This window comes from Pseudomonas sp. K5002 (assembly GCF_013386655.1).
In the GTDB taxonomy this organism is placed as follows: domain Bacteria; phylum Pseudomonadota; class Gammaproteobacteria; order Pseudomonadales; family Pseudomonadaceae; genus Aquipseudomonas.
Genome location: NZ_JACARK010000485.1, coordinates 1 through 12,976, shown reverse-complemented (window position 1 = coordinate 12,976; position 12,976 = coordinate 1). Strand labels below are relative to the sequence as shown.

General features: G+C 60.4%; 12 protein-coding genes and 1 pseudogene. 4 read left to right on the top strand and 9 right to left on the bottom strand.

Going from position 1 to position 12,976, the window contains the following annotated elements:
- Positions 1–294, bottom strand: a pseudogene (locus HX846_RS21270) (DUF2868 domain-containing protein); the annotation flags it as partial.
- A 90-nt stretch (positions 295–384) separates the two neighbouring features.
- Here HX846_RS21270 and HX846_RS21265 point away from each other — a divergent pair.
- The gene (locus tag HX846_RS21265) at positions 385–897 is read left to right on the top strand and encodes a dihydrofolate reductase (RefSeq protein ID WP_178966051.1); all 513 of its coding nucleotides are present in this window, start codon (positions 385–387) and stop codon (positions 895–897) included.
- Between the two features lie 94 nt (positions 898–991).
- Here the strand turns inward: HX846_RS21265 and HX846_RS21260 are convergent, their stop codons facing one another.
- A complete protein-coding gene (locus tag HX846_RS21260; protein WP_003213804.1) occupies positions 992–2,383 on the bottom strand; it encodes an L-cystine transporter in 1,392 nt (463 codons plus the stop codon).
- Between the two features lie 241 nt (positions 2,384–2,624).
- Between HX846_RS21260 and HX846_RS21255 the strand changes: the two genes are divergently transcribed.
- Positions 2,625–3,683: a phosphorylcholine phosphatase gene (locus HX846_RS21255; protein WP_003213803.1), complete on the top strand. Its 1,059-nt coding sequence runs from the start codon at positions 2,625–2,627 to the stop codon at positions 3,681–3,683.
- Between the two features lie 193 nt (positions 3,684–3,876).
- Here the strand turns inward: HX846_RS21255 and ilvD are convergent, their stop codons facing one another.
- From ilvD to HX846_RS21235, 4 genes are all read right to left on the bottom strand, one after another.
- On the bottom strand, positions 3,877–5,718 hold the full coding sequence (gene ilvD / locus HX846_RS21250; protein WP_178966050.1) for a dihydroxy-acid dehydratase: 1,842 nt from the start codon (positions 5,716–5,718) through the stop codon (positions 3,877–3,879).
- A gap of 330 nt (positions 5,719–6,048) precedes the next feature.
- The gene (locus HX846_RS21245; protein ID WP_178966049.1) at positions 6,049–6,507 is read right to left on the bottom strand and encodes a transposase; all 459 of its coding nucleotides are present in this window, start codon (positions 6,505–6,507) and stop codon (positions 6,049–6,051) included.
- 218 nt (positions 6,508–6,725) lie between these two features.
- Complete coding sequence (locus tag HX846_RS21240; protein ID WP_003213800.1) at positions 6,726–7,922, bottom strand: MFS transporter; 1,197 nt, start codon at positions 7,920–7,922, stop codon at positions 6,726–6,728.
- Positions 7,923–8,154: 232 nt separating this feature from the next.
- Positions 8,155–9,351: a class I SAM-dependent rRNA methyltransferase gene (locus HX846_RS21235; RefSeq protein ID WP_178966048.1), complete on the bottom strand. Its 1,197-nt coding sequence runs from the start codon at positions 9,349–9,351 to the stop codon at positions 8,155–8,157.
- Between the two features lie 299 nt (positions 9,352–9,650).
- On the opposite strand from HX846_RS21235, the gene HX846_RS21230 reads away from it, so the two are divergent.
- Together HX846_RS21230 and mutM are read left to right on the top strand one after the other, a co-directional pair.
- Complete coding sequence (locus tag HX846_RS21230) at positions 9,651–10,463, top strand: HDOD domain-containing protein (RefSeq protein WP_173882995.1); 813 nt, start codon at positions 9,651–9,653, stop codon at positions 10,461–10,463.
- A gap of 21 nt (positions 10,464–10,484) precedes the next feature.
- Positions 10,485–11,297, top strand: a complete 813-nt coding sequence (gene mutM, locus HX846_RS21225) for a bifunctional DNA-formamidopyrimidine glycosylase/DNA-(apurinic or apyrimidinic site) lyase (RefSeq protein WP_008438968.1) — start codon at positions 10,485–10,487, stop codon at positions 11,295–11,297.
- A 133-nt stretch (positions 11,298–11,430) separates the two neighbouring features.
- Here the strand turns inward: mutM and HX846_RS21220 are convergent, their stop codons facing one another.
- The 3 genes from HX846_RS21220 to HX846_RS21210 all read right to left on the bottom strand — a co-directional run.
- Positions 11,431–11,682: a YfhL family 4Fe-4S dicluster ferredoxin gene (locus HX846_RS21220; protein WP_003213796.1), complete on the bottom strand. Its 252-nt coding sequence runs from the start codon at positions 11,680–11,682 to the stop codon at positions 11,431–11,433.
- A gap of 263 nt (positions 11,683–11,945) precedes the next feature.
- Positions 11,946–12,425 carry a pantetheine-phosphate adenylyltransferase gene (coaD, locus tag HX846_RS21215; RefSeq protein ID WP_003176711.1) on the bottom strand — a complete coding sequence of 160 codons (480 nt, stop codon included), beginning with the start codon at positions 12,423–12,425 and terminating at the stop codon, positions 11,946–11,948.
- 114 nt (positions 12,426–12,539) lie between these two features.
- On the bottom strand, positions 12,540–12,976 hold a 437-nt coding region (locus HX846_RS21210; RefSeq protein WP_218645459.1), incomplete at its 5' end, for a GMC family oxidoreductase.

The window sequence follows — 12,976 nt, the reverse complement described above, 5'->3', positions numbered from 1 at the left end:
CGCCAACCCGTTGCCCAGCGCGGCAAACGCCAGGCCGGCGCCGCTGATAATGGCGACTACCGCCAGAAGGATCAGCGCCAGGCGCGCACCTTGCAGCCAGCGGGTCAGGGCGGCGGTCAGGCCATCGCGTTCGGCCAGCCACAGCGCACGGTTTTGAATGCGCGTGGGCAGGTCGCCGCCGGTGCTGCGGGCCAGGCGATTGGCTTCCTGGTCTTCCAGGGCGCCCGCGTGTTCCTCGCGCAGGCGCACGGTCTCGGTCAGCCAGAGTGTTTGCAGGGGGGTCAGAGCTGTCACGCGCCGTCCTGTTGAGCCAGTGAATCTGGAGCATAACCGCTGGAACGCCGGTTGGGGTATGCCGCGCGCGGCTCTGGTATTCTCGTCGCCATGAAAAAAACTCTCCCTTTAAGCCTGATCGCAGCCCTCGGTGAAAACCGTGTGATCGGCGTCGACAACAGCATGCCCTGGCATTTGCCGGGGGATTTCAAATATTTCAAGGCCACCACCTTGGGCAAGCCGATCATCATGGGGCGCAAGACCTGGGATTCCCTGGGGCGACCGTTGCCGGGCCGGTTGAACATTGTGGTCAGCCGTCAGACCGAGCTGGCGCTGGAAGGTGCGGAAGTTTTTCCGTCACTGGACGCGGCCGTGGAGCGGGCTGAGGAATGGGCCAAGGCGCAGGGCGTGGATGAGCTGATGCTGATCGGCGGCGCGCAGTTGTATGCCCAGGGGCTGGAGCAGGCGGATCGTCTGTATTTGACGCGGGTGGCGTTGAGCCCGGACGGGGATGCGTGGTTTCCCGAGTTTGATTTGAACCAGTGGAAGCTGGTGTCGAATGTCGAGAATCCGGCTGAGGGTGACAAGCCGGCGTACAACTTCGAAGTCTGGGAAAAAGCCTAAGAGCATCGCAGGCAAGCCAGCTCCCACAGTTGACCGAGTATTACTGAAAAAACCGGTTCAATGTGGGAGCTGGCTTGCCTGCGATAGCGGTCTGTCAGGCCTGCGCCAGTTCCGCATGCTCATCGGCATTGAGCAGCTCTTTATCCGTCTGCTGCATGATCTGGCTGGTAATCGCCCCCGCCGTCATCGAACCGTTCACGTTCAACGCGGTACGGCCCATGTCGATCAGCGGCTCAACCGAAATCAGCAGCGCCACCAGTGACACCGGCAAGCCCATCGCCGGCAGCACGATCAGCGCGGCAAACGTCGCACCGCCACCCACGCCCGCCACACCGGCCGAACTCAAGGTCACAATCGCCACCAGTGTTGCGATCCACAGCGGGTCCAGCGGGTTGATACCCACGGTCGGCGCAACCATCACCGCCAGCATCGCCGGATAAAGGCCGGCACAACCGTTCTGGCCAATTGTTGCGCCAAACGAGGCGGCAAAACCGGCGATGGACTGCGGAATCCCCAAGCGACGGGTCTGCGCTTCAATGCTCAGCGGGATGCTCGCGGCGCTGGAGCGGCTGGTGAAGGCAAACGTCAGTACCGGCCAGACCTTGCGGAAGAACCGCAGCGGGTTGATCCCGGCCAGCGACAGCAGCAGGCCATGCACCACAAACATCAGGCCCAGGGCCAGGTACGACACCACCACAAAACTGCCGAGCTTAATGATGTCTTGCAGGTTGGAACTGGCGACCACTTTGGTCATCAGCGCCAATACGCCGTAGGGGGTCAGTTTCATCACCAGGCGCACCAGGCGCATCACCCAGGCTTGCAGGGTGTCGATGGCGTTGAGGACTTTCTGGCCTTTTTCCACGTCATCCTTGAGCAGTTGCAGCGCGGCAACCCCAAGGAATGCAGCGAAGATCACCACACTGATGATCGACGTCGGCTTGGCCCGGGCCAGGTCGGCGAACGGGTTCTGCGGGATGAACGACAGCAGCAGTTGCGGGATATTCAGGTCGGCGACCTTGCCCGCGTAATCACTCTGGATCACTTGCAGGCGCGCCATTTCCTGGGTGCCGGCCACCAGGCCTTCGGCGGTGAGGCCGAACAGGTTGGTCAGGCCGATACCGATCAGCGCCGCGATTGCCGTGGTGAACAGCAGCGTGCCGATGGTCAGGAAGCTGATCTTGCCCAGGGACGAGGCGTTATGCAGGCGGGCCACGGCGCTGAGGATCGAGGCGAACACCAGCGGGATCACGATCATTTGCAGCAACTGCACGTAACCGTTGCCGACCAGGTCGAACCAGCCGATCGAGGCCTTGAGTACCGGGTTGCCGGCACCGTAGATCGCGTGCAGCACCACACCGAAGATCACGCCGAGTACCAACGCAAACAACACCTTCTTGGCGAGGCTCCAGTTGGTTCGGCGGGTTTGTGCCAGGCCCAGCAGCAAGGCCACGAACACCAGTAAGTTGAGAATCAGGGGCAGATTCATTGAAGCTCCGTTGAGAAGGCAGCCAATCGCAGGAGCCTGCGATTGCGAACCGGCAAGCCTAACAGCTTGAAATATATTGATTTAATAACGTTATCGCATGGCGACTGTCGTTTTTGGAATAAGCGAATGACGCGCAGGCGTATGGCATTGGCGCGATCAAGACGAAAGCGGTCGCGCTCGGGCGATAACTGTCATACAGATTTGTTAGCGTCGATGTCTTTCACTCAGGGAGAAAACGCACATGAAGCTAGCGCCGAAACTGTTTGCCGCCGCGCTGTGCCTGGGCCTCGCGAGCCAGGCCTTTGCCGCCACCGAGTTGAAACATTGGCCGGCGGCTGCCGCCAAGCAACTGGACACGATGATTGCCGCCAATGCCAACAAGGGCAACTTCGCGGTGTTCGACATGGACAACACCAGTTACCGCTACGACCTTGAAGAGTCGTTGCTGCCGTACCTGGAAAACAAGGGCCTGATCACCCGCGACACCATGGACCCCTCCCTGAAGCTGATCCCGTTCAAAGACACCGCCGACCACAAGGAAAGCCTCTTCAGCTACTACTACCGCCTCTGCGAAGTCGACGACATGGTCTGCTACCCGTGGGTGGCGCAGATTTTCTCCGGCTTCACCCTCAAGGAACTCAAGGGCTACGTCGACGAGATGATGGCGTCAGGCAAGCCGGTGCCGGTCACCTATTACGACGGTGACGTGGTCAAGAACATGGAAGTGCAGCCGCCGAAGGTCTTCACCGGCCAAGCTGAGCTGTTCAACAAGCTGATGGAAAACGGCATCGAGGTCTACGTGATGACCGCCGCGTCCGAAGAGTTGGTGCGCATGGTCGCGGCCGATCCGAAGTACGGCTACAACGTCAAACCCGAGAATGTCATCGGCGTGAGCACCTTGCTCAAGGACCGCAAGACCGGCGAGCTGACCACCGCCCGCAAGCAGATTGCCGCCGGCAAGTATGACGAGAAGGCCAACCTCGGCCTGGAGCTGACCCCGTACCTGTGGACCCCGGCCACCTGGATGGCCGGCAAGCACGCGGCGATCCTGACCTATATCGACGAGTGGAAAAAACCGGTGATCGTCGGTGGCGACACGCCGACCAGTGACGGCTACATGCTGTTCCATGACGTGGACGTGGCCAAGGGCGGCATCCACCTGTGGATCAACCGTAAAGACAAATACATGACCCAGCTCAACGGCATGATGGCCAAGCACGCTGCGGCCCAGGCCAAGGAAGGGTTGCCGGTGACGGCGGATAAAAACTGGGTGATCGTCAAGCCGGACGAGATTCAGTAAGTACGGCTGGACTCGGTCAAAAATGTGGGAGCGGGCTTGCTCGCGAAGGCGGTGGATCAGCCAGCTTATTCAGTAACTGGCACACCGCAATTCGCGAGCAAGCCCGCTCCCACAGTTGATCTTCTTTGTTTGGGGAATTATCTCCAGACAAAAAAATGCCCCGCACATGGCGGGGCATTTTTATGGGCGAGGTTTACAGACCGTCAAGCATCGCCTTGTTACGCACAGCACCTTTGTCGGCACTGGTGGCCAGCAGGGCATAAGCCTTCAAGGCGGTGGTGACTTTGCGCGGACGCTTCTCCACCGGCTTCCAGCCTTTCTTGTCCTGCTCGACCCGGCGTGCCGCCAGTTCTTCATCGCTGATCAACAGGTTGATCGAGCGGTTCGGAATGTCGATCAGCACCTTGTCGCCATCCTGTACCAGGCCGATGGCGCCGCCCGCAGCAGCTTCCGGCGAAGCGTGGCCGATGGACAGGCCCGAAGTACCGCCCGAGAAGCGGCCGTCGGTCAGCAAGGCGCAGGCTTTGCCCAGGCCCTTGGATTTCAGGTACGACGTCGGGTACAGCATCTCTTGCATGCCCGGGCCGCCTTTCGGGCCTTCGTAACGGATGATGACGATGTCGCCTTCCTTCACTTCGTCAGCGAGGATGCCGCGTACCGAGCTGTCCTGGCTTTCGTAGATCTTGGCGCGGCCTTCGAACACGTGGATCGACTCGTCGACACCGGCAGTTTTCACCACGCAGCCATCCAGCGCGATGTTGCCGTACAGCACGGCCAGGCCGCCCTCTTTCGAATAGGCATGCTCGACACTGCGGATGCAGCCGTTTTCACGGTCGTCGTCGAGGGTTTCCCAACGGGTCGACTGGCTGAACGCGGTCTGCGTCGGGATGCCGGCCGGGCCGGCCTTGAAGAAGTGATGCACGGCTTCGTCAGTGGTTTGGGTGATGTCCCACTTGGCGATGCCTTCGGCGATGGATTTGCTGTGCACGGTCGGCAGGTCGGTGTGCAACAGGCCGCCACGGGCCAGGGAGCCGAGGATCGAGAAGATCCCGCCGGCACGGTGCACGTCTTCCATGTGGTACTTCTGGATGTTCGGCGCGACTTTGCACAGTTGCGGCACGTGGCGGGACAGGCGGTCGATGTCCCGCAGGTCGAAGTCGATCTCGGCTTCCTGGGCGGCGGCCAGCAAGTGCAGGATGGTGTTGGTGGAACCGCCCATGGCGATGTCCAGGGTCATGGCGTTTTCGAACGCCTTGAAATTGGCGATGTTGCGCGGCAACACCGACTCATCGTTCTCGGTGTAGTAACGCTTGCACAGCTCGACAATGGTGCGGCCGGCCTGCAGGAACAGCTGCTCGCGGTCGCTGTGGGTGGCCAGTGTCGAGCCGTTGCCCGGCAACGCCAGGCCCAGGGCTTCCACCAGGCAGTTCATCGAGTTGGCGGTGAACATGCCGGAGCACGAACCGCAGGTAGGGCAGGCGCTGCGCTCGTATTCCGCAACCTTCTCGTCAGAAGCGCTGGAATCGGCGGCGATGACCATGGCGTCCACCAGGTCGAGGCCGTGGGAGGCGAGCTTGGTCTTGCCGGCTTCCATCGGGCCGCCGGAGACGAAGATCACCGGGATGTTCAGGCGCAGGGCGGCCATCAGCATGCCGGGGGTGATCTTGTCGCAGTTGGAGATGCACACGATGGCGTCGGCGCAGTGGGCGTTGACCATGTATTCCACGGAGTCGGCGATGATCTCGCGGCTCGGCAGGGAATACAGCATGCCGTCATGGCCCATGGCGATGCCGTCATCCACGGCGATGGTGTTGAATTCTTTCGCTACACCGCTGGCGCGTTCGATCTCGCGGGCGACCAGTTGGCCCAGGTCCTTGAGGTGGACGTGGCCGGGTACGAACTGGGTGAACGAGTTGGCAATCGCGATGATCGGCTTCTTGAAGTCGTCATCTTTCATCCCCGTGGCGCGCCACAGTGCGCGGGCGCCGGCCATGTTGCGGCCGTGGGTGGATGTTTTCGAGCGGTAATCAGGCATTGGAGCACTCCGGGCGGCTAATCAAGTACTAAAGGGGAGTGAGCTTCTAATTGACGACTGGAACACCCGAAAAATGGCCGTGTGTCCGGAAGTTGCCACTCGCGTCGCGGGATCGCCGCTTGCTTGGGCCTCGAGCTCATAAACCCGCCGGGGGATGACTGGCGATGAATAGGTCCGATTCTACACCGCTGGCGGCCGGAGGGAATGGCCGTCTACCTGTAGGAGCGAGCTTGCTCGCGAAAAACGTCAACGGTAACGCAGCGCTATCAGGTGGTCCGTGTCGTCTGTTGGTTTTTCGCGAGCAAGCTCGCTCCTACAGGGTTGCGTATTTCACAGCCACATGGCGTCCCAGAGCGGATAGTCGCCGATACGCTCAACCAGCCCTGCTCTTAATGGATTGGCGACGATGTATCGAGCTGTTGCTTTCAGGTCATCTTCCCGGCGTAGCGCCCGATCAAAGTAGCCCTTTTGCCAAAGTGTCCCGTGGCAACTCCTCGCTTTGTTAATGGCGTGGGCACTTCGCGACTTGGTAATCCGCATCAGTCTCGGCAAATCGCCGTTGTGCAATTCCACCAGCCAATGGAAATGGTCCGGCATCACGACCCAGGCCAGTGAGGTCGCCTCGCCGTCGTCCTGAGCCTTTCTGAATTCGCGAACAAGCAGGCGACCAATGCGCCAGTCCTGGAAGACCAGCTGTCGTTGATGGGTGACGGCGGTGAGCAGGTAAATGCGGCCGGATTCCGAATAGCGGCCTGTACGCAGCCGATGGGCGTTTTGCTGGGTGGACATTCCTTCGTCCTCTTCGTGTGGGTAGAAGAGAGACGGTAGGAGGCAACAGTGTCTATTGGCGTTTAAACACTGGTTCTGAATATGTCATGCCTTCTGTAGGAGCGAGCTTGCTCGCGAAGAACGTCAACGATAACGCAGCGCTATCAGGTGGCCCGTGTCGCCTATATGTTTTTCGCGAGCAAGCTCGCTCCTACAGTGGGAGTGGGAGTGGGAGAGCGTTAGCGTCCGACTCTGATGTTCGTCACTACGCCCCAAACGCTGAGCACGATGAAGCTGATGGCGATGGTCATCAGCAAGTTGTCTCCGGCTTGGGCGAGGGCGGCGCTGCTGACGGCGGCGGTGATGAACATGATGCTGTTGCCGGCCGACGCGGCGGTGCCGGCGCTGCTGGAGAACAGCAACATGGCCGCGGAAATCGCGGCGGGGCGAACCAGGGTCACGGCCAGGGCGCTGATCAGCATCGGGATCAGCAGGGTGATGGTGGTCATGGCCTCATAGCTGATCACCAGCGTCAGCAATACGCCTGCGATCCCCAGCAGGCCCAGCCCGAGGTTGATTTGTCGCGTGAGGGAGATATGTTTCTGCAGTGCAGTTGCTGCAACGCCGCCCAGCAGGTAGGCAACGCCATACACCATCAGCACTACCGCGTACTGGTATTCGGACAGCTTCAACTCATCCATGAAAATCAGCGGTGTCACGCTGATCAAGGCGAAGTAACACGCGAATACCAACGCGGCGATCCACCAGTAACGGATGAAGTCCCGGTTGCTTGCGATGGATTTCAGCGTGGCGATGATCGAAACAGGGGCTCTTTCAGGGCTGGCCGCCTTGGACGGCAATATCAGCCAGGCATGGATAAACATGCCCAGCGCCATCACCGCAAATCCATAAAAGCTGCCCTGCCAATCAAATGTGGTTTGCAGCCAGGAGCCGAGCAGCGGCGACAGCGCAACGAACGATCCGCTCAGGGTCATGTAGTAGATGCGGATGCGGGCGCGATCCTGCTCTTCGAAAAGGTCTTCAACCAGCGCATGGCCGAGTACAAAAAAGCCACAGCCGATGGCCTGGACGGCGCGAAACAGCAGGAAACTCGGGTAATTCGCCGCCAGTGCGCAGCCGATCGAGCCTAGGGTGGAAACCACGATGCACCCCAGCAGCACTTCCTTGCGCCCGAATTTATCTGAAAGCGGGCCGGCGATCAGTTGGGAAATCGCAAAAACCAGAGTGAACAGGCTGATGGATAAGGCGACCTCAGCAGTTGAGGTATCGAACTTCGCGGCCAGGGCTGGAAAGGAGGGCAGCAGGATATTGATCGGGAAGAAGCTGATCAGCGAGATGCAGGTGATGAGGATGAAGCGCGAGCGTTGTTGGCGTTTTACGTCGCCATGGGGTGGCGAATAAGAGGACTCAGACATTGTTTTTATTTTCCGGAGTAAAACCAGAAACCGATACTAGTCTGCGAAACGGGGAATTCAATCAAAAGTGTTGTGGGAGGCCAAGCCCATGATGGTGTGTGTTGCCGCTGTAGGAGCGAGCTTGCTCGCGAAGAACGTCAACGATAACGCAGCGCTATCAGGTAGCCCGTGTTGTCTATTCGTCTTTCGCGAGCAAGCTCGCTCCTACAGTTGATCCGGTTCCAATTGGGCGTTAGCTATTCGGCAACAACCGGCAAGTAATGCTCTTGATATACCGGGTCTCGGCAATCGCCGGGTGCACCGGGTGGTCCGGGCCCTGGCCGCCGCGTTCCAGCATCTGGATATTGCGATCCAGGTGACGGGCGCTGGTCAGCAGGATGTTTTGCAGGTCGTCTTCCGGCAAGTGCATCGAGCACGAAGCGCTGACCAGGATGCCGTCCTTGCTGAGCAGGCGCATGGCTTGCTCGTTCAGGCGGCGGTAGGCGCCTTCGCCGTTCTTCATGTCTTTCTTGCGCTTGATGAAGGCAGGCGGGTCGGCGACGATCACGTCGAAACGCTCTTCGCTGGCTTTCAGCTCTTTGAGGGCTTCGAACACGTCGCCTTCGATGCAGGTCATTTTCTCGGCAACGCCGTTCAGTGCCGCGTTGCGCTCCACGCCGTCGAGGGCGAAGGCGGAGGCGTCGACGCAGAACACTTCACTGGCACCGAAGGCGGCCGCTTGCACGCCCCAGCCGCCGATGTAGCTGTACAGGTCGAGTACGCGTTTGCCTTTGGCATACGGGGCCATGCGGGCGCGGTTCATGCGGTGGTCGTAGAACCAGCCGGTCTTCTGGCCCTGGATCACCGGCGCTTCGAACTTCACGCCGTTTTCTTCGAGGGCAACCCACTCCGGCACCAGGCCGAACACGGTTTCGACGTAGCGGTTGAGGCCTTCGGCATCACGCGCGGCGGAGTCGTTCTTGAACAGGATGCCGCTTGGCTTGAGCACTTGGGTCAGTGCGGCAATCACGTCTTCCTTGTGGGCTTCCATGGTCGCCGAAGCGATCTGCACCACCAGGATGTCGCCGAAACGGTCGACCACCAGGCCTGGCAACAAGTCGGAATCGCCGTACACCAGGCGGTAGAACGGCTTGTCGAACAGGCGGTCACGCAGGGACAGGGCGACGTTGATGCGGTGCACCAGCAGCGACTTGTCCAGCGGCAACTTGATGTCGCGGGACAGCAGGCGGGCGCAGATCAGGTTGTTCGGGCTCATGGCCACGATGCCGAGGGTCTTGCCGCCGGCTGCTTCCAGGATCGCCTGGTCGCCTGCCTGGAAGCCGTGAAGAGGTGTGGCGGCCACATCGATTTCGTTGCTGTAGACCCACAGGTGGCCGTTGCGCAAACGACGATCAGCGTTGGCTTTGAGACGCAGGCTTGGCAGGGACATGACGTCGCTCCGGAAAAAAGAGCGGGAGTATACCGTGTTGTGCAGTACTTGGCGGCGCCGCCGGACATGTGGGAGCGGGCTTGCTCGCGAAAGCGGAGGATCAGTAAACCCATTCGGTGGCTGACACACCGCTTTCGCGAGCAAGCCCGCTCCCACATTCGGTCCGGTTTCAGTTCGGGTTTTTGAGGTGTCAGCCTGGTTGCCATAAAGGTTAGAATCGCCGCCTAGTCCAGAGTGTGCCCCCTATGTCCCAAGAGCTATCCGCCGAACAGATCCAACAGAGCCTCCAAGGCATCAGTGTGCCGCCTCAACCGCAAATCATGGTGGATTTGCAGATGGAGCAGTACATGCCCGATCCGGACCTGGAAGTGATCGCCCGGTTGATCGCCCAGGACCCGGGCCTCTCCGGCTCGCTGCTGAAGATCGTCAATTCGCCGTATTACGGTCTGAGCAACAAGATCGTCTCGATACAGCGCGCGGTGAACCTGCTGGGCAGCCGCTCCATCGTCAACCTGATCAACGCGCAGTCGATCAAGGGCGAGATGAGCGACGACACGATCGTCACCCTCAACCGTTTCTGGGACACCGCCCAGGACGTGGCCATGACCTGCCTGGCCCTGGCCAAGCGCACCGGCAGCCAGGCGGTCGATGAAGCCTACGCATTGGGGCTGTTCCACGATTGCGGCGTGCCGTTGATGCTCAAGCGTTTCCCGAACTACATGAGTGTGCTGGAAGAGGCCTATGCCAACGCCGGCCCGGAGTGCCGTGTGGTCGACACCGAGAACCAGGCGTTCAACACCAACCATGCCGTGGTGGGTTACTACACCGCCAAATCCTGGCGCCTGCCGGAACATGTGACCGATGCCATCGCCAATCACCACAATGCCCTGGCGATTTTCAGCGACGAGTCCAACCATAAGCCGCAGCTGAAAAACCTGCTGGCGATCCTGAAAATGGCCGAGCACATTTGTGCGTCGTACCGCGTGCTGGGCAACCAGGTGGATGACCATGAGTGGAACGCCATCGGCCCGCTGGTGCTGGACCATATCGGCCTGTCGGACTACGACTTCGAGAGTTTGAAGTTGTCGATCCGCGAGCTGGGCGCGCACTAACCCTTTTTCCAAGAGGTACACATGCCCGAGTTACCGGAAGTCGAAACCACCCGGCGCGGAATAGCGCCGCACCTGGAAGGCCAGCGGGTCAGCCGTGTGGTGGTGCGGGAACGGCGCCTGCGCTGGCCGATCCCGGAAGACCTGGATGTGCGGCTGTCCGGGCAACGCATCGTGCTGGTGGAGCGGCGGGCCAAGTATTTGTTGATCAATGCCGAGGTCGGCACGCTGATCAGCCACTTGGGCATGTCGGGCAATTTGCGCCTGGTGGAAGCCGGCAGCCCGGCGGCCAAGCATGAGCATGTGGATATAGAACTGGAGTCGGGCCTGGCCCTGCGCTACACCGACCCGCGACGCTTTGGCGCGATGCTCTGGAGCCTCGACCCGCTGAACCACGAGCTGCTGATCCGCCTGGGGCCGGAGCCGTTGACCGACCTGTTCGACGGCGAGCGGCTATTCCAGCTGTCCCGTGGACGCTCGATGGCGGTGAAGCCGTTCATCATGGACAACGCGGTGGTGGTGGGGGTGGGCAATATCTATGCGACGGAAGCGCTGTTTGCCGCCGGGATTGATCCGCGCCGGGAAGCCAAGGGCATTTCCCGTGGGCGTTACCTGAAGCTGGCGATTGAGATCAAACGCATCCTGGCGGCGGCCATCGAGCGCGGCGGCACCACGTTGCGGGACTTTATCGGCGGCGACGGGCAGCCGGGGTATTTCCAGCAGGAATTGTTCGTCTATGGCCGTGGTGGCGAGGCGTGCAAGGTCTGTGGGACTGAGTTGCGCAACGTGATGCTGGGGCAGCGGGCGAGTGTGTTTTGCCCGAAGTGTCAGAGCTGACGATTTGTGGTGCTGCTGATGGCCTCTTCGCGAGCAAGCCCGCTCCCACATTCGACTGCATTCCAAAGGTGGAACTCGGTCGAATGTGGGAGCGGGCTTGCTCGCGAAGGGGCTTAATGAAGCGCCAAGGGACTTAGGCTTTGCCGGTAATCAACCGGTACTTCTCCATCAGTTGCTCTTCCGTTTCCGGATGAGCCTCGTCCAGCGGAATGCAATCCACCGGGCAAACCTGCTGGCACTGGGGTTCGTCGTAGTGGCCGACACACTGGGTGCACAGGTTGGGGTCGATCACATAGATCTCTTCACCCTGGGAAATGGCAGCGTTCGGGCACTCGGGTTCGCAGACGTCGCAGTTGATGCAATCGTCGGTGATGATCAGGGACATGGAAACTCCTGCCAGGGCTGTCAGCCAAGGCATCTGAAAACTAATGCGCGCAATTGTGCCGCATTGGCGCCCCTGTGGCGAGGGGGCTTGTCTGTGGTGAGGGGGCTTGTCCCCCGTTGGGGCGCGAAGCGGCCCCGAATCAGGCGAACGGGTTTTACCTGAAACTACGCGGCGTCTTTATTGGGGCTGCTTCGCAGCCCAACGGGGGACAAGCCCCCTCGCCACAGACAAGCCCCTCGCCACAATAAGCCCAAAGTCCGGGATTATTTCTTGAATCGCAGGGTGAGAGCATCCGCCACAGCCGGGTGCACGAACTTGGTGATATCCCCGCCCAACGCCGCGATTTCCCGGACCAACGTCGAGGAAATGAACGAATAACGTTCCGAAGGCGTAAGAAACAGGCTTTCCACGTCCGGCGCCAGTTGGCGGTTCATGTTGGCCAGCTGGAATTCGTATTCGAAGTCCGACACCGCCCGCAGGCCGCGCAGGAACACATTGGCGTTCTGTTCCTTGGCGAAGTGCGCCAGCAGCGTCGAGAAGCCGACCACTTCAACGTTGGGCAGATGCTTGGTGACCTCACGGGCCAGCTCCACGCGCTGTTCCAGGGGAAACAGCGGGTTTTTCTTGGGGCTGGCAGCGACCGCGATAATCACATGGTCGAACAAGCGCGAGGCGCGTTCGACCAGATCGCCATGGCCCTTGGTGATTGGGTCGAAGGTACCTGGGTACAACACTCGGTTCATCGCGTCGTCCTGGCGGAGTCCGTTGGGGAACCGGATGGTATCGCAGCCATCCCGGTCGGCCAAGTCAACTTATTCAGAAGAAAGCACTATAGACACCGCGAATACCCGGTTTTTTCAGGCCGTTTTCAGACGTTCGGCCAATGCCGTCGCCAGTTGCGCCGTCAATCCATACACCGATAACTGCGGGTTAGCGCCAATGCTGGTGGGGAATAGCGAGCCATCGTGGATCGACAAGTTGCGCAGTTGATGATGGCGCCCAAGGCTGTCGGCCACGGCGTTTTTCGGTTCTTCCCCCATCGCGCAACCGCCCATTACATGAGCGCTGCCGAGCCGGGTTCGGTGCAATTCGAGGTTCAACCCGTCGATCATGCTGCGGGCTTCAGCCAAGGTGTTCACGTAGCGCGCATCGCCGTGCAGCGGCATCACCGACTTGGCGCCGCCGGCAAACTGAATCTCCGCCATGCTGTGGAATGCCCGGCGCAGGCCGTCCCAGGCGTAGGGCGAAACCTGATAATCGAGCACCGGTGTGCCATCGCCGCGTAATTCGACTG